The sequence below is a fragment of the Larkinella humicola genome, assembly GCF_008727875.1.
GTDB lineage: Bacteria > Bacteroidota > Bacteroidia > Cytophagales > Spirosomataceae > Larkinella > Larkinella humicola.
Genome location: NZ_VTWS01000001.1, coordinates 738,955 through 756,366, shown reverse-complemented (window position 1 = coordinate 756,366; position 17,412 = coordinate 738,955). Strand labels below are relative to the sequence as shown.

Below are 17,412 nucleotides of genomic sequence, written 5' to 3'. Positions count from 1 at the left end.
ACAGGATGTTAGCTCAGTTGGTTCAGAGCGCCGCCTTGACAGGGCGGAGGTCAGCGGTTCGAGCCCGCTACGTCCTACAACACGAAGCTTATCACTTGACTGTGGTAAGCTTTTTTGTTACTTCCCGCATCCAGATTTCCCGACCGGCGCAATTCCAGTGCGCATCGCTGGTTTCAAACAGCGGAACCGAACTGGCCGTATAGGGCGTGTAGACATCGATTGCCGGAATGGCCAGCCGGGGGCTTTGTTGAACGCGTTCGATGAGGTGGTTATAGGGCAGCGGTCCCATGCCCGGTGCGTAAATGCTGGTTTTGTTGGGAATAACGGACAGAAACACCTGATCAAAACCGGCTTTCCGGTACCGGTCGGCCACCACATTGATGGTATCGATGTAGCGGTTCAGGAGCGTGTCGGGCAGGGGCCTGAACGATGAGTTCGTCAGCGATGTATCCGTATCGAGGTAATACAACAGGTACTTTCCGTCGGGCGACAAGGTCGTTTTGGGATTCACGCGGCCGAACCAGTCCAGCGTCAGCCAGGCTTTCAATTCCTTGAACCACAGCGCCCAGTCCGAAAAAAACAGGATGGTTTCCAACCGGGCTTCAACGGCATCCCGCGAAAAAAACGTTTCCATTTCCTTCGTAATGCTTTGCCAGGTCAGGCGGTTTTCGGGCGTCGGTTCGGCTTGGGTGGTGTCTGATACCACCGTCAGTTCGTCGATGTGTTTCCCAAACTGATCCCGGAAATGGCGCTCAACGGATTCGATGATCAGGATGTTGGTTTTGGTCGTATCCAACTGAACCCGGTGGTGGGTGTCCCACTTCGTTCGGTGAAAGTATTCAATCGGGAAGTCGTTCAGCGTAACGCGTGGGGGTTCAGAAAAACTATCGCCAATGATGTACAAGTGAATGGGTTTCCGTGGGCCATTCGCTGTGTAGGCGGGTGGACAGGGAATCTGTTCAGCTTTAAACTGGGGTAAATTTGCCATCCGGTAGAGATCACCAAAGCGGTAATCGTCGGGAATCAGCCCTTCTTTCTGGGCCGAATTCATAACATCCGAATGACAACTCCCGACGTATACGAGAATTCCAACGAGTAAAATCAAATACCGGGCAATCACGCCAATGTTCATAGACTCCTGCTTAACGCAACTTCACCGACCAGATCTGAACGGCTTTGTTGTCAGTACTGTAGACAAATAATTTATTACGGGTAGCCGAAAACTGCAACTCCACCGGGAAATTCCCCGGAATGGGTCGGTCACCTACCGGACGACCCGCAAGGTCGTATAGCGTGGTAAAATTACCGGATTTTACGCTGATCAGATTGACACCGGAACCCAGAATGTGGTATCGGATGGTCGTCTGGCCCGGTCGCAATCCCCGCACCTCAAACAACGAATTGCCTTTTCGATCGAGAATGGCCGCTTCGGTATCCGACGCCCGAAGCAACACATACCCGTTCTGATTCACTTCGGGCAGCAGCCGGAAAGAACCCCGCCGGATGGGCCGGACCAGTTGATTTCGTTCCAGAACCTTTCCATCGGCCGAAATACTGAGAAGTTCACCTTGCCGTGTTAATGTCGAGATGGTCGTCGGATTACCACCTTCCAGCCAGGCCGGTCCGGTTAGTTCCGCTTTCAAATCGACCGGGAAGCCGGGAGCAAAACCGCCATTTTCGTTCCAGTAAAACAGTTTGCCGTCTTTCTGAACCGAAGCCACCGAAAGGGCCTGGTTGCGAACGGCTGCGTGAAAAGCCGATACGCTCTCTCCGGCGGTATTATTCACCGGAAATTGGCGGACAAACTGCTTCCGCTGCCGGTCAAAACCGTATACACTGCCGTTCGTATGGAGCATCAGCAGAATCAGGGAGCGGTTTTGATCGCGTCGGGGGGCCATCATCGTCCGTGGGTCGAGCCCTTCCGGCAATGGGATGGACTGCAATTTGGCCAGGCCATTCACCGGGTCGGCAATGTATAAGGAACGGGACGTTGCAAACGCGTATTGCAAACGTCCATTGCTCAGGTAATCGACCGGCACCATCGGACTGATCACCGGGCCATTGACCGAACCCATCGGATGTTTTTCGCCTTCGGGGGTAATGAGCAGAAATTGTTGGGATTGATCGACCGCCCAGATGGCCCCGGAGCTACCGACAAAATCGCCGATCACCATCGGCTGACTCAGCAGGGGCGCGTTGAGGGCGATTTTTCGCTGGAGAAAAATCCGGTTCAAAACCGCTTCGCTGGCGCGCCGGGTCGTGTGGCCCAGAATGAGCGTCGAATAAATCCGCTCCCGTCCGTAAGTACTTTGGTAAATGAGGTTCTCAACGTTGTCCAGCGCGGTTTCGTCGTGGTTCAGCAACTGTTGCCAGGATTGCGGCCAGTTGGCGGTTACCGATTCACCCGCACGGCTGAAACGGGTGTAGGCCGTAAAGTTGGCGGGGCGCAGCGTCTGGGTCAGTAAATCCCGCTGGCGGAACGATTCCGACCAGACCGTTCGCTGCTCCACGGATTGCAGGTATTCCTGCAAAACGCCCTGCCCGTTCGCAATCACGAGATAATCACCCACCTGAGCCAGCCAGTTTTGCTCGAAACCGCGAAACAAACCGCCAAACAGAAAAGCGGGCAGGTTCGGGGCTTCGATGGACGAAATCCGGTAGCGCAGAAACGGTTTGGAACTCGACAGGCGGTCGGTGCCGGAAGCCAGCAGGGCCGCAAGCTGGTAGCGATCCCACAAACGATCGACGTTGGGCGAATGAATCAGCATCACCAGCCGCCGGTCGGCGCTGGGGGCATCCAGCCGTAGCAGCGCCATTTCGTTGCCGACGTATTTATAGATGCCGTTTTCCTCGTTCTGCAACAAGGGCCGGAGTTTACGTCGACCCTCGCGGGTGTCCTCTTCATCTTCGGAGTTGATAAAAGCCGTCAGGGCTTTGCCAAACCGGGGGCCGTCGCTCAGGCTGAAATGAAAAAGCGTGGTCGTCTGGTCGGGAATCAGCGCACCGCAGTTGATTCGGAAAGGCGTTTGCCGGTCGAAGAGATTGGCCAGGGCGCTTTTGGAACCGATGTCGTCCGTCGACAGGCCAATAAGGTGGGAGCGGGAAGCTGACTGCCGAAACCGGGTTAGCAACTCCGTGGGTAACAGGGCTTTGATGTATTTGGACTGGTAATCGGTGCTTTCTTCCTTCGGCGAAAGTATGGCCGACAACACCGAACTGCGAACGTAAATGCCCGCCAGATTGCCCGGCCGGATCAGCGACACGTCGGCCCGTTGCAGGGGTGTTTCCGTAAACGGTTGTTTCATCCGCCGGACGACGCTTTCCATCAGAATTGTAGAAGGACTGCCGATCAGGTAATCGTCCAGCACCACAAACGACCCGAGCGATTCGTTGCGGACGGTGAGCAGTTCATGAATCCGGGTGTCTTCGTACGGATGGCTGAGCACCCGGAAGCGGTTGGCGTCGGGATTCAGGATGCGGTTGACAAACGGTTGATCCTGGAGCGAACGAATGGGGATGTAAAAGATAAACCCCAGCCGGTCTTTGGACGTGGGATGCAGCGAATACCAGATCGGTTTGTCGTTCAGGAACTGAATGGCACTGGCGGTGTCGAGGGGCGCCCAGACGAATTTTTCGAGGCTGTGGGCGGCTTCCTGAAAAACCGGGGTAGTCTGAAGGGCCATTTCGTTCAGCCGGGCAAGTTTGGAGAGCGTATCCTGCAAAGTCGCACTTTCCAGAACCAGCAAGGCATCCGACGGAATCAGCATCCAGGTGGAACGGGCGGGCGCTTTCCACCAGCGGTACCCGAAGTAGCCGCCGAGAATCAGCGCCAAAATGCCAATGCCAATCCAGAGCTGCTTTTTGGTCATGTAGGTGAGTTTGAGTTGTAGACCATTGACCATTGACGATCGGCCATTGACCACCGTCGATCGTCAATGGTCAGCGGTCAAAAAATAAAACGCAGACCGGGCGGATTTTCGCAGATAAAATCTGGGGGATCCGTTCAATCTGCGTCATCAGGGGCAACCGGGCGCATTCCTGGCAGGGGATTGCTTACAGTTTAACGGGCTGTTTCACATCCACGGCTTTCAGGGCTTTCACTTTCGCGCCCAGATCCAGGCGAAACTCGGCCAGTTCCCGGAAGCTTTGCAAACAGACTTTGATCAGTTTCCAGCGTAAAATGGAAACCGTACCCGTCAGTCGTTCTTTGTGAACGATGGGAATGTCGAAGGTTTTCTGACCGGCTTTCCGCGCCATGACGGCCAGGAAGATGTTGGGGGCGAAGGGCGTCGGGTCGGGCAGTTGTTCCAGCAGTTTTTTGAGGTAGGCTCCGTTTATGAGCCGGAACGGAATGTTGCTGTCTTTGATGTAGGTTCCGTAAATCAGAAAGAGGCTGAATTTCAGAATCCGGGTGATGACCAGCCGGGCGGGGGCATCGAAACGAATCTGGCGGTAGCCCAGAATGAAATGGGATTCATGGCGTTTGGCCCACAGCTTGGCAAAATCGTCGGTCACAAACTGGTCGTCGCTGTCGGTTTGAAACACGTATTCCGATCCCATGGCGACGGCGTGGCGGTATCCCCGAACGACGGCATTGCCGTGTCCGCCATTGGGCGTATGAACCACCTCCAGTTTGGTCGGATATTTGGGTTTGAGCGAATCTAAAATGGCACCGGTGCGGTCTTTGGAACCGTCGTTGATCACAATCAGACGCGTATTTTCAGTTGGAAATTGCCGGGTAAGCAGATCGACCCAGGTTTCTACTACCTCGTGGATACACTCTTCCTCGTTGTAGGCCGGCATTACTATTGATAGGTGTAAACTCATTAGCTGGTAGCAGACTTATAAGTGGCAACGTTGACCAAATGCGTTCGAATTGCCGGTTTGACGAAATTAATTAGGCAAAGATAAGGAAATCGGAAGTAGGAATTGTCCTACCCCCGCACTTAGATTTATTCAACGGGCTTGTTTCCAAAAAATCAATAGGAAAAACGGTCTTTTAAGGCATTAAACGGTTTTTCGACTACGTACCATGAAACGGTGGCTAACAGTACCGTAAGCCCGTAAAAAAACAGGAATTTAAGCGTCGTATCAGCTCCGGTATCGACCAGAAAGGGCAACTCCCGCAGGACCCGGTTCCAGGCCCGAACGGTGATGAAATCGGGTGGTGTGTGGTAATAATTGAAAACCAGATTATGAAATAAGTACAATCCATAACTAATCCGGCCCAGGTAGTTGCTCACCGGGTGTTCGAGCACCCATTTGGCCAGACCGCCGTATCCTACGACGCTTTTTCCAATGATGAAAAAGCAGAACAAGGAGGTGAAAAACCGGTCGAAAACGTCCGTATAAACGTTTCGGGAGGGCGAGGTCGTCGACATCAAATATACATTGAGGGTGTACAAAGCCAGGCTTGCCAGCAGAAAACCCGTGTTGCCAACCAGTTTGTTGAACAGCTCCCGGCGGAAAACCATCAGAAAAGCCAGCACACCGCCCAGGCCGAAGGCATCCAGACACGCGGGCATGAAAACGAACTGCACCATCCAGGGCGCTCCGGTCGCAAACAGGTACACCCGCAACAGAAAGGCCAGCCCCACCAGTGTTGCCAACACCACCGGCAACCGGCGGAGTGGCAGAAACAGCACCAGAAACGGGAAAAAGATGTAATACTGCTCTTCCACCGCCAGCGACCAGAGGTGATCCAGCGCGCCAAACCAGGTCTGGTGAATAATGATCCAGAAGTTTTGCGTGTAGGTCATAAACCAGACGAAATTCTCCCGGGCAGCCTGAAAGCCAACGATTGCCAGAATAATGATGGTCAGGTAGTAGATGGGAAAAATCCGCAAACTCCGCCGGATGAAAAACTGCCGCAGCGAATGCCCGTGCGTCCGCTGAAGCCGGTCATCCGCCTGCTTGCTGTGAATCAGGATGCGGGTGATCAGAAAACCGCTCAGCACAAAAAACAGGTTGACGCCAAAATACCCCAGCGGCAGGCTGTTTTTCTCGCCCAGCCAATGATCGAGCATCACCAGGGTGACGGCCAGAAACCGCAGTCCGTCTAACTGAACGAGGTAAAGTTTCTCTTTCGATGGGGATTCGGTCGCTGGTGTCAAAAGGGACATGGGTTAATACGTAGTGGTGTGACGGAATAATACCGGGCTCATTTCCAGCCGCAGCGAGTCGTTGTGGTTGGTCAGCAGTGCCATTCGGTACGTACCCGGTCTGGTGGCTTCTTTCGGAACCTGCGCCAGAAACGCCGGGCTAAAATAGCCGGTTTTGCTGGATTTCAGGTCCGACTCCTGCACCGAATAAGGGCGAAGAGGCCGGGCCGGGTAGACATAACTGCTGTCAGCCCCCAGCAACACGATATAAGAACCATTTTCGGGTCGTTCCAGGGTGGGGTTCGCGGCATCCTTTTTGAAAACGTTCAGGAAAAAATGCGCTTCGTTGATGCGATCGAAAACCGCCGTGGTATCCCTGGGAGCGGTTTGTACGGCAGTAAGGTACGAATCAGAAAACGGATGGGGGTGATATACCGACTCAAAAGCCCGTTGCTCAAGAACCGGGGTTTGCAGCCGCCAGGTCAGGTACGACGCCACGGTTTTCCGGCGCTGGTTGATGATGCCTTCCAGACATTGATAATCCGCATACAGACTAATCGGAACGGTCACCACCAGCGCAACGGCCCAGACAAACCGCAGCCAGTCCTGCTTCTGATACATCCAGAGGGCATACAGGTAACAGAGGCTGATGAACAGCCCCGAATAAATTTTGTAGCGGCTCTGGAGCATGTATCCCGCCCCGCCGAAACCCACGCGGGCATACACCGTCATGGCATCCGTCGCCAGCAGAAACAGCAAACTGCCGCCAAAAAAAGCGGGCCAGAACCATGGCATCGCCGGAATGGAACGGCGGTTGGTAAGAAAATACGTCTGCAAAAGACGGATCAGTTGCCAGCCTGCAAACCCGATGAACAGAACGCCCACCAGAATGGTCAGCCAGATCGGGTTGTCATAGCCAATGGCGACGGGTTTGGGGTAAGGATACGTGTCGACAAAACCGCCGACGAACACAAAAAAGGCTTTGATCCACTGCCCGAAACCGTAGAGGTAGGGCGAAGGGAAAAACGTGATGCGGTTGTAGCTGTAAAAGTAGATGACCACACACGCCAAACCGACCACCAGCCAGAGCGCTCCCCGGCGGAAATGCCGCTGCCCGAACAGCAGCATCGCACCGATCAGAAAGAGGAGAAAACCGTTTCCGCTGGTGAAACTGGCAAGCGTGGCGACGCACAAAGCCGCACCAAAGGCCCGGCGCGATGGATAGGCGAGTAGATAAAAGGCACTCAGCGCGAAAACCAGGATGTAAAAATTCTGGATGGAAGCCATCGCCCAGATCAGGTTCTCGTGCGATTGCAGCGTGAACAGCAGGAACGGAACCGGCAAAAAGTAATACAGCGGCAGGCGGTTTTTCCGGAAAACCGCGTACAACACCCCCAGCAAAACCACCAGACCGCTGAACCCGACCAGCGTGAGGTTATAGTAGTTGAGTTGACCAGTGAGTTTGTAATATAGAAAGAAAATGCTGCGGGTCCACACAATCCGGTGTTCCCAGTGCTGGTCGAACAGCCGACTGAGTTTGCGGAGGGTTCCTGTGTCGCTTTTCAGGGAAATCAAATGCGTCTGAACCAGGTAATCATCCCAGTACGGAAGGTCGATGGCGTATTTTAAAACCGTTGCGCCAACCAGAAAAACCGGCGTCAGCAGTAAAAATAGCGTGATCGATTTGCGGAATACCTGCATACTACCAGTTTTTCTTAAAGGATTCCAGCGGTTTTCCAGTCGAAACAACCTGGCGTCCGGTGCTATAAAACCGCCACTCCGAATCGGGGCCGACGGCCAGAATCTGGAGGTCATACGTACCCGCTTCCAGTTCGGCTTCGAGAAATTGCGCCGTAAAACCGGAGCCGAACGTGGCCGCCGGTTTAATCCATCGCTTGCGACTGCCGGAAAGATTCTGACGGGTTGGAAAAAGATAGATCCGGCGGGGCGACCGCACAATCAGGTAGGCACCCTGGTCGCGAATTCCCAGCGTCGGAAAGGAGTCTACCCGCATCACAAACTCGTTTCCGGATTTGTAAAGGGTATCCAACCGCATCACGGCTGCCGGTTTGGTTTCCTGATAGAGAGCCGACAACTGCGCATCGTAAAAAGCCGGAGCGTTATCGACCCATTCGCGGGTTTGGGCATCGATAGTTGAAACCGGCCGGTTTTGGGTATACGTCCAGTTGAATTGCATGGTGGCCAGGTAGTTGCGCAAATTGACGGTTTCGTCTAAATAGGTCGTATAAGAAAAAAAAGCGATCAGCAGACTGAAACCGGAAGCTACACCCGCCGTCAGAAACCGGCGTGAAGGGCGGGCGTTGGCGATCCAGAACGAAAACAGCAAAGCCAGCAGGGTTAAGGAGTAGATTTTGTAACGACTGGTCGTGAGCGTGCCCAGGCCAAACCCCACGCGGTTGAAGGCCACAATGAGGCCCGTTCCGACCAGAAAGGCCACACCACCCAAAAAAAACAACTGCCACGGGCTCAGTTTAATCCCGCGAAAACGTTGCCAAAGCATGGAAAAACCCATCCAGACGGCCAGTCCGACCACCGCAACGCCCAGAATCAGGCAGGTGAGCATGAAATTCTGAATTGGGAAAGCCTCGGCGGAAGCGCCGTTAAAAAGAAACCAGCCGTGAATCTGATCCAGCAACGTACCCTGATTGGCGGGATTGCCGGGCGGTTTTTGGTAGCTCAGAAAATAGAGCCGGAAGGTGACGGCCAGTGCGGCCAGCCAGCGCAGAACGCCCACGTAATCCTGCCGCAGAAAAATCATCACCAGACCCACGGGCCAGATCAACAGGCCATTGCCGCTGGTGATCGTGGCCGCAACGGCCAGCAGAATGGCCACCCAGCTCACCCGGTTTTTAAACGCCAGATCGGAGAAGGCGGCAATGGCGAGCACAACCACCGTGAAATTTTGCAGGGCCGCCATGCCCCAGAACATATTTTCCCAGTGGGACAGGTTGAAAAGCAGCAGCGAAACCGGCAGGGCCATCCAGACAGGCGCATCGGCCTTTCGCAAGGCCTTGACAAACACCATCAGTAGTACAACCAGGCTGAGGCTTCCCACCACCATGAGGTGGATGTAGTTCAGCTTACAGGTCAGGTTGTAATCCAGCCAGGTGATCAGCCGGTCGTAGACGATGCGGTGCTCGTTGTGTTGCCGGAAAAATTCGTACACCGTGTCGCGCACCGTGTCGGCTTGCTTCAGATTGAAGAGAAAGGTCTTCAAAATGTGGTCTTCAAACTTCGGAACATTGATGGCATACCGGCTGAATACCCAAAAATAGACCAGGATCGGGATCAGCAACACCAGCCCGCCCAGGAAGACGGATCGTTGAGAAACCGCTTTTGGTCGGATTTCCTGAACCGCTCCCGCTTGTGTTTTCGATTCCATACGGTCAACTCAACAAATCCTCTCTGATTCCCTCTGATGTTCTCTGATCAACCCTGTGTAACGATCGTATCACAAAAAAGCCGCCAGTTTTTCCTGAATAGACGTAGCATCCAGACCGGATTGCTGCTGGTGATAACTCTGATCGCCATACAAACCGTCGGGATAACCCTGCGCCGACAAACTGACAAACTGACGGAACGACAGGCCGTTTTCGAGCAGCTTAACCGACAACTGCTGGGCCAGACCGCCGATGCTGACGTGTTCTTCCACAACCAAAAGATTTTTTGCTTCCGCCCATTGCTGGCCCAGGCCCGTCGGCAAGTCCAGTGGCAGATTGAGGGCAGTATAGACGTCGAACTGGTTGCCCAGAGCATCGGACGTTTGCAGGGCTTTCAGCACATTGGCGGCAACCGGCCCCAGGGCCACAACGGTTCCTTTCGGATTTTCGCTGCTCACCACTTTCTTGAACGATCCGGTGGTTTCGCTGCCTTCGGGGGTTTTCGCTCCGGCGCCGAGCCGCAAATAGGCCGGGCGACCTTCGGAGACGATGCTATCAACAATCGAATCGATCTCGTCGGCAAAGGCCGGAATCCAGGTTTTTACGTTCTGCAAACCGCTCAGACAGGCCAAATCTTCGATGGCGTGGTGCGTGGAGCCCATGATGCCGTAGCCATAGCCTCCGCCGTTGCCAACCAGAAAAACCGGCAAATTGTGCAGACAGGCATCGTTGCGAAACTGTTCGAGACAGCGATACACCGCAAACGGCGCGATGCTGTAACAGAACACTTTATACCCTTTGTAAGCCATTCCGGCGGCCACGCCGACCATGTTCTGTTCGGCCACCCCCGCGTTGATGAAGCGCGGCCCCATGATGGCGGCCACGTTTTCAAGCGCATTATATCCCAGATCGCCCGTGATGAAGATGATTTTCTCATCAGCCGCAGCAATCCGTTCCATTGCAGCAGAAAATTCTTTACGCATGCTAGTATGGTTTTGGTTTCGCGGAGTTGAGCTGAGAAAAGGGGGAGATAAGCGGAGTTTTTATACCTCTCCGCTTATCTCTTCTTTTCTCAGCTCAACTCCGCGAAACAACTTTTACTTCTCTATTTTGTTTTTCTCGCTTCCACCAGCGCCCGGATTTCGGATGCGGTTTTGTAGAGGTGCTCGCCTTTTCGAACCTTGGTGCGGATGAATTTGGGTCGCTTTTTCGTTTCTTCAAAAATCTTGCTGATGTATTCGCCGACAAATGACACCCCCAGCAAATTGATGCCACCGAACAGCATAACCAGCACAATGATGGTCGAGATACCGGCGGGGGTGTTGGGGAAGAACACAAATTTAGCCAAAATCTGCCAGAGAATGCCCAGCAGCGACAGCCCGGTTAGCAGGAATCCGGCGTAGGACATCAGTTCGAGCGGGGCAAAACTGAAGGAGAAAATGGCTTTTTTGGCCCACCAGATGTTTTTCGTCCAATTGTTGGTCGATACGCCGAACATCCGCTCCGGCCGCACGTAACCGACGCCGGTTTGCTTGAATCCCACCCAGGCCCGCAGACCACGCAGAAACTGCTCGGTTTCGGGCAGGGCCACGAGTTCACGCACCACTTTCTGATCGATCATCGAGAAATCTCCCGCATCGACCGGAATGTTGATGTACGACATTTTCTTGAACAGCCGGTAGAATGTCCGGTAAAAGAAATGAACGTGGGGTGGCATTTCGCGCTGCACCCGAACGCCGTACGTGACGTCAAAACCCTGCTGCCATTTTTCGTAGAAGCTGGGAATGATTTCGGGGGGGTCCTGCAAATCGCCGTCCATCAGCACCACGGCGTCGCCCGACGAAATTTCCATGCCGCTCAGAAAAGCCGACTGCGAACCGAAGTTGCGCGAATGGGTAATGCCGATCACGTTGGGATCTTTCGCGCAAATTCCGTCGATGACTTCTTCCTGGTTGTCCGGTGAATTGTCGTTCACGAAAATGATTTCGTACCGCACCTTCATCTCGTTGAACGTCTTGACCAGCCGATCATACATATACGGAATGGCCTGTGCGTCTTTGTAGCAGGCAATGATGGCCGTGATGACGGGGTTGAGCGTCGGGTTGGCAAACGCAGGCAACACGCGTTCGGCATAGTCGTGCTGGATCTGCCAGTCGGCGGTTTTTCGGAGTCCGACGCCCAGGGGCGTCCGGGCTTTCCAGCCCAGGTCGGCGTTGGCGGCTTCGGGATCGCCATACCAGTCGCTGAGGTCCCACTGCCGGTTTCCCATGCTGCCCCAGACGGGATCGATGGTCAACCCAAATGTGTTGCGGGTTTCGTCAACCAGCTCGCGCATGGTTGTTTTCTGACCCGTTGCGATGTTATACGACCGTCCGCTGATGGTTTTGTCGACTTTCAGGGCGGCCTGAACAAAGGCTTCCACGCAATCGTCGATGTAAACAAAATCGCGGCTGATGTCGGGCGAAACCAGCGGAGGCAGGGTGTCTTTCCGGGCTTCTTCCACCAGGCGGGGAATCAGCCGGTCGGGTTCTTCCCAGCCGCCATAAATCGAATACAACCGCAGGTTCAGGGTTTTGAGGCCGTGGACGCGGGCGTAAAATTCCAGCATGTAAGCCGCCGAAACTTTCGAAACGGCGTAGTGGCTGTTGGGCTCGACGCGGTCGGTTTCTTTCGGGGCAGTGCAGTTAAAACCGTATTCCGAGCTGCTGCCGGCGTGAATATACACCGTGTCGGGCGTGCAGTTTTCGAGAATGTTGACCGTACCGTTGACGTTGGTTTCGTAGGTCAGGTTGACGTTTTTCTGTTTGCTGTAGGCCCCGTATGCCGCCAGGTTGAAGATGGTGCGGGGTTTGTAGCGGTCAAAAATTTCCTGAACCGATTTATGGGAAAGTATATCGCAGTGAATGACATTTTCCGTCGGAACGTTCAGCAACTTCAGCCGCCAGGCTTTGGTTGCGTCGTGCGTCAGGGCGTAGCAATCCTTGCGGAGCTGAAAAATCTGATCGAATAAATTGGCACCGATAAAGCCGCTGGCTCCGAAGACGAAAATGGGTCCTTTTAGTTGAAGGATGCTGTCCTGGTACGGAAGGATCTGTTTAGACATTCGTGGTTAACTGGTAAATGTAGTAACATTTTTACTGACACCTGTCAGGTTTTGAAAACCTGACAGGTGTCAGTAAAAATGTCTCAAGCGGTAAAATACCGGTCGTTTATATCGTTGCAGGCCTGGTCGTAGAGGTCGGCAGTCATCGGCAAATAATGCCATTCAAGCCGGTTTTCCATATACGAAACGCCTTTGCCTTTCACCGTGTGGGCAATAATGACTTTGGGTTTGCCATTGGTTTGCAGCCGTAGCGTGTCGAGGATCACGAGCAGGGCTTCCACATCATGACCATCAGCTTCGACCACGTCAAACCCGATGGCTTTCCATTTCGCCACGTCGGCCGTGTCGCCAAACACCTCGGCGGTGGGGCCAAACCCCTGCAAACCGTTCTTGTCGATCAGCACTGTCAGGTTATCCAGTCCCTGTTGCAGGGCGTAGTGGGCGGCTTCCCAGGTGGTGCCTTCGTTGGTTTCCCCGTCCGACATCAGCACATACACGGCGTTGGTGTTGCCCTGTAATTTGTTCGCGTGCGCAATACCCGACGCAATGGGAAAACCGTGGCCGAGTGAGCCGGTGGCAAACGGAATGCCTTTGTGTTTGTTGGGTGCGGGGTGAGCGGGCAGGGTGGTGCCGTTTTTGTAGAACGATTGCAATTGTTCGTCCGAGATTTCGCCCAGATGATTGAGGCAGACGTATAAGGCCGCTGCGGCATGACCTTTCGACAGAATGAACGTATCTTCTTCCTGTTTACGCAGAATCAGCGAGGCAATCATCATATCGAGGCAGCTCAGCGAGCAGCCAATGTGGCCGGCATGGGCCTTATTATACAATTCGAGGACCTTCAGCCGCAGTTGGCCGCTGAGGGTCGTAATATCGGTTGTGAGTGCTGGTGAAGTCATTTAATACCTGTATTTCGTTCCTTCGAGGTCAAAGATAGTGATTTTCTGGCCCGTCTTGCCTTTGACCAGTACAATCTTATCCCGTTCCATGGGGTCGATGCGCTGGAAATAGGTGGCGTCTTTCGGCAAATAGATGTTAACCAACTGGGCATCGATAATGGCATAGGGTCGACCGCTTTTGTCGATATCGGAGTATTCCCGGCGTTTCAGCGACGGGTACAAAACCGTATCGCCGGGGACATAGAGTGCTTCAATTTTTTTCGCGGATTCCCGAAACGGATTGGTGGTGCGGGGAACGGAAAACGACGTATACTTGGCTGCCGTATCGTTATAGATGCGTTGCAGCAGTTGAATGACCAAACCGCCCTGAATGATCAAAACCGCCGTCAGGGGTAAACTAAGCCATAATTTTTGCGTCGCGAGTTTTCGAATCAGGATGGCAACCAGGATGATCACGTACGGAAATGAAAAGCCCGAATACCGCTGGGTCAGCCCGTAGGTATGCCCGGAGCGGAACGCCATCAGGATCAGAAACAGAGTGGGAACCACGGAAAGCAATACCAGAAAAACGATCAACGGGCGGTCGTTCGTCCTGAAATCTTCCAGCAGAGCCACCATCATCAGGTAAAAAAGCGGCAGCGTCGCCGACAAAACCAGGTGCTGCAACGGATAGATGCTGTAGAAAGCCAGCCCGGCCAGCATCAGAACGGGCAGCACGAATTTGACCCATTGAGGGGGCTGGCGCTGGTTCCGATACCGGTAAATAAGAAATACCGATAGCAGACCGATGAGCAGTGCAACCCCCACATTCCGGTAACCGGCCGTTGCAGTCGCCAGGCCGTTGGTAAACAACACCAGATCGCTCCAGATGGGCAACGATCGCCAGAAAACGTTGGGAATCGTGGCTGGCAGAATAAGGCCAAATCCGCTATTTACAGGGTTTGTCAGCGCCAGGTTACGATAGAATACGGCCTGATGGTTTAGAGTGAAAAACGTGGATTGCCCCCCGCCGAAAATCATCCACAGCGATACGAACCCAATGGCAACGGCAAAGGATGCACCCAGTTTATACCACATCGGCCATTTGCGGACGTAGAGCAGGGTGTACAGACCGTGACACAGAAAAACCGTAACCGTCAGGTAATGAGATAGAATTGAAATAGCAATGAGCGCGCAATAGCCTGCATAGAGTTTTGTCGGAGCTTTCTTTTTCTGCTCTTTTTCCATGATGATCAGAAAAACGTGCGTCGACAGCAGCGTCAGAAAGAACGTCATCGAATAGTTGCGGGCGATGTGGCTGTGGGCAATGAACAACGGCTCGATGGCGGCAATGAACGCGCTGATGAACGCCAGCCGGGTCGCCGATTCCGGTTCCAGCCGGAAATGACGCTTGGCAAAAAAATAAACGAGTAAAACCGTTAGTGTGCTGAAGATGATCGAAGGAAACCGGATCGATAAATCGCTGAGGCCGAAAATCTCTTCCCAAATCCATAAAACCGCATAATAAGCGGGGCTGTGGCCAATGTCACTCCGTTGAACGGCTTCACTGAAGTCGGCGAAGGTTTTGGGTTTCCAGAACTCTTTGGGCGTAAAATAAGGCGAATCTTTCTTGTCGAATACATCGTGCTGATTAGCTCCTTCCATCGCAATGCACTGGCTGATGAGGAGCGTCGCCTTTTCGTCAAACCAGATACCGTAGGTGTCGGATCGGTAAATCCGGAGGATAAAAGCCAACAGAATAATTCCGGACAGAATAAAAACAGACGTTCGACGAGGGGGCGATAGAGACATTAATCCAATACTATAACTTTTCTGCGGGTAAAATTAAACTGATTTGTGGGACTTTACATTTTCAGGATCGTAAATTCTACTCTTCGGTTCAATCGACGCTTCTCTTCGGTCTCGTTACTGGCGATCGGTTTGCTCGGTCCCCAGGCTTTGGTCTGGATGCGGAGGTCGGGGATGCCCTGCGCCAGCAGGTACTCTTTCACGACCCGGACCCGGTCCTGCGACAGTTTCATGTTGAGGTCCCAAATGCCCTGGTTATCAGTGTGTCCATCGACCTGAATTTCCATCGTTGGGTATTCTTTCAGCATCTGCACCACGCGGTCGAGTTCGGCCGTGGAGCCGGTTAAAAGAATGGCTTTGCTTTGTTCGAACAGGACGTCGCGCAGGACGACCCGCTGCCCGGCTTTGATGGGCGTTAAAATGAGATTTTTCCGGATTTCCTTGAAGCGTTTGTCTTTGCTGAGGTCAACCAGTTCGGTAGACGGGAAGTAGCCTTCGCGTTTGGCCGTCAGGTTATAACTGCTCGACATGGCCAGCAACAGCTTGAAATCGCCGGTTTCGGGATCGTAATTAACCCGGCTGTTTTCTTTGTTTTCGGGGGCAATTGTTGAAAAAACCTCCGCAGCGACCGGCTTTTTGGTAACACCGTCGATGACCTGGCCCGACACGATGGCCACGGGATCGGGTTTGATGGCTGGGTACAGTTTCAGCCGAAAAATATCTTCGCCACCCATCGAATTCTGGATGGAACTCAGGTAGGCGTAATCGCCGGTGGCCGGAATGGTGAAATACCCATCCCATTCCGGGGTGTTGATGACCGGCCCCAGGTTTTCCGGTTCCGACCAGTTGGTCCAGGAATCATCGAGCCGTCGGCTGACAAAAATATCTCCATTGCCGTATTCGGGCCGCCCGGCCGACGTAAAATAGAGCGTGCGGGAGTCGGAAGCCACGAAGGGAGCCCCTTCGTATTCGGCGGTATTCAGAACCGGGCCCATGCTGAGCGGTTCGCTCCAGGTTTGATTCGGCTGTAAAAACGAGACGTATAAATCCTTGTTTCCCAATGAATTCCGGCGCTGAACAGACAGAATCATCGTTTTGCCATCTGGCACAATGGCGTATTCGGTGTAGGCATTGCGGTGCAGGTTGTGGTTGTTGGCAATTACACACTCGACCGGAAACGACCAGCCGTTCTTGCCCAGCGTCGACTTGGATAAACCGTAGGTAACAGAACCGTCGGGTTTGTAGACGTTGATGAGGTAAATGGTTCGGCCATCCGGCGACATGCCACTGACGGCATTATCGGCGGTCGTATTGATTGGCGGTCCAATGTTGATCGCGTTTCCCCATTCGCCATTGGGTTGCAGGGTCGAATACCAGACATCCTGGCTTTTGGGGTCGCCGGTATTGCGTTCGTGTTGACCCCGGGTGAAATAGAGTGTTTTGCCATCCGGCGAAATCACCGGAGCCACTTCCTGACCCCGCGAATTGACCTGCGAACCGATGTTTTCTTTTACCAGATCTTTTGGAGCGTCTTTGGACACGTTGATGGCAATGTCGATGGGCTGAGGGTCGGACGAAATCCCGATGGCGTCGATCTGGTTGGGCCCTTTAATCCGGTTGGGGCTGATGACCAGTTTAACGGTGTTGGCGGTGATAACCGGGTCGGTGGGGGCGATGCGAAGAATGGGAGTTTGGCCACTCTCGGCAATCTGGGCAGATGGCCCCATTTTGTACACGGGGATTTCCCGGCCCGAACCGTCGATGATCAGAACCTGGCTGATGGCTCCGGGGTTTCCGCTCTGGAAGATGGCGATCTGGTGAATGGGAATCGTTTCGGCAAACCGGACGGTAATCCACTCCTCGTTCGGACCGTCGGGGTAGAGCGGTGACCAGGCGCAGACGTTGTCACCGACCTGCGGGAGCCGATTCGGTTTTCCTAAAATCTGATTGGCCCGGTATTGCTGCGTGTAGGCTTCCCCCCGGCCTTCCGACGAAAAACCCACGACGGAGCTGGCCCACTGCACGGTTTGACCCGAAACCGCAGGTAAAAGAAGCACCACACATCCCAGCACCAGTAAGACTCCCCGGATCATGCAAGTTAATTTAGGATTGAAGAGTTA

Annotated in this window: 11 protein-coding genes and 1 tRNA gene; 1 reads left to right on the top strand and 11 read right to left on the bottom strand. The window is 53.7% G+C overall.

The features are described 5' to 3' along the window. Window positions 1–2 precede the first annotated feature (2 nt). A tRNA-Val gene (locus F0P93_RS03215) sits at window positions 3–77 on the top strand. Window positions 78–91: 14 nt separating this feature from the next. Here the strand turns inward: F0P93_RS03215 and F0P93_RS03210 are convergent. From F0P93_RS03210 to F0P93_RS03160, 11 genes are all read right to left on the bottom strand, one after another. Further along, entirely contained in the window at window positions 92–1,132 is a 1,041-nt protein-coding gene (locus F0P93_RS03210) for an alginate O-acetyltransferase AlgX-related protein (RefSeq protein ID WP_150874907.1), read from the bottom strand. A gap of 10 nt (window positions 1,133–1,142) precedes the next feature. Next, window positions 1,143–3,869, bottom strand: a complete 2,727-nt coding sequence (locus tag F0P93_RS03205) for a hypothetical protein (protein ID WP_150874906.1) — start codon at window positions 3,867–3,869, stop codon at window positions 1,143–1,145. Between the two features lie 184 nt (window positions 3,870–4,053). Beyond that, on the bottom strand, window positions 4,054–4,827 hold the full coding sequence (locus F0P93_RS03200; RefSeq protein WP_150874905.1) for a glycosyltransferase family 2 protein: 774 nt from the start codon (window positions 4,825–4,827) through the stop codon (window positions 4,054–4,056). A gap of 152 nt (window positions 4,828–4,979) precedes the next feature. Then, window positions 4,980–6,122 (bottom strand): acyltransferase family protein, encoded by a 1,143-nt coding sequence (locus F0P93_RS03195; RefSeq protein WP_150874904.1) that lies wholly within the window; start codon window positions 6,120–6,122, stop codon window positions 4,980–4,982. 3 nt (window positions 6,123–6,125) lie between these two features. Next, window positions 6,126–7,916 carry a hypothetical protein gene (locus F0P93_RS03190; RefSeq protein WP_150874903.1) on the bottom strand — a complete coding sequence of 597 codons (1,791 nt, stop codon included), beginning with the start codon at window positions 7,914–7,916 and terminating at the stop codon, window positions 6,126–6,128. Further along, complete coding sequence (locus tag F0P93_RS03185) at window positions 7,804–9,504, bottom strand: hypothetical protein (protein WP_150874902.1); 1,701 nt, start codon at window positions 9,502–9,504, stop codon at window positions 7,804–7,806. Before F0P93_RS03185 ends, F0P93_RS03190 begins: the two co-directional genes overlap by 113 nt. Before the next feature lie 69 nt (window positions 9,505–9,573). After that, window positions 9,574–10,485, bottom strand: coding sequence for a transketolase family protein (locus F0P93_RS03180; protein ID WP_150874901.1), 912 nt, complete (start codon window positions 10,483–10,485; stop codon window positions 9,574–9,576). A gap of 122 nt (window positions 10,486–10,607) precedes the next feature. Beyond that, complete coding sequence (locus F0P93_RS03175) at window positions 10,608–12,605, bottom strand: NAD-dependent epimerase/dehydratase family protein (RefSeq protein WP_138994087.1); 1,998 nt, start codon at window positions 12,603–12,605, stop codon at window positions 10,608–10,610. A gap of 83 nt (window positions 12,606–12,688) precedes the next feature. Continuing rightward, window positions 12,689–13,504, bottom strand: coding sequence for a transketolase (locus tag F0P93_RS03170; RefSeq protein ID WP_150874900.1), 816 nt, complete (start codon window positions 13,502–13,504; stop codon window positions 12,689–12,691). Then, window positions 13,505–15,238, bottom strand: a complete 1,734-nt coding sequence (locus F0P93_RS03165) for a glycosyltransferase family 39 protein (RefSeq protein ID WP_310587978.1) — start codon at window positions 15,236–15,238, stop codon at window positions 13,505–13,507. A 110-nt stretch (window positions 15,239–15,348) separates the two neighbouring features. Next, on the bottom strand, window positions 15,349–17,385 hold the full coding sequence (locus F0P93_RS03160) for an OmpA family protein (RefSeq protein ID WP_150874898.1): 2,037 nt from the start codon (window positions 17,383–17,385) through the stop codon (window positions 15,349–15,351). Window positions 17,386–17,412: the final 27 nt, after the last annotated feature.

Bases quoted from the DNA above. Each gene is read 5' to 3' on its own strand.
- F0P93_RS03210 (WP_150874907.1), bottom strand. From the start codon at position 1,132: ATGAACATTGGCGTGATTGCCCGGTATTTGATTTTACTCGTTGGAATT.
- F0P93_RS03205 (WP_150874906.1), bottom strand. From the start codon at position 3,869: ATGACCAAAAAGCAGCTCTGGATTGGCATTGGCATTTTGGCGCTGATT.
- F0P93_RS03200 (WP_150874905.1), bottom strand. From the start codon at position 4,827: ATGAGTTTACACCTATCAATAGTAATGCCGGCCTACAACGAGGAAGAG.
- F0P93_RS03195 (WP_150874904.1), bottom strand. From the start codon at position 6,122: ATGTCCCTTTTGACACCAGCGACCGAATCCCCATCGAAAGAGAAACTT.
- F0P93_RS03190 (WP_150874903.1), bottom strand. From the start codon at position 7,916: ATGACCTCCAGATTCTGGCCGTCGGCCCCGATTCGGAGTGGCGGTTTT.
- F0P93_RS03185 (WP_150874902.1), bottom strand. From the start codon at position 9,504: ATGGAATCGAAAACACAAGCGGGAGCGGTTCAGGAAATCCGACCAAAA.
- F0P93_RS03180 (WP_150874901.1), bottom strand. From the start codon at position 10,485: ATGCGTAAAGAATTTTCTGCTGCAATGGAACGGATTGCTGCGGCTGAT.
- F0P93_RS03175 (WP_138994087.1), bottom strand. From the start codon at position 12,605: ATGTCTAAACAGATCCTTCCGTACCAGGACAGCATCCTTCAACTAAAA.
- F0P93_RS03170 (WP_150874900.1), bottom strand. From the start codon at position 13,504: ATGACTTCACCAGCACTCACAACCGATATTACGACCCTCAGCGGCCAA.
- F0P93_RS03160 (WP_150874898.1), bottom strand. From the start codon at position 17,385: ATGATCCGGGGAGTCTTACTGGTGCTGGGATGTGTGGTGCTTCTTTTA.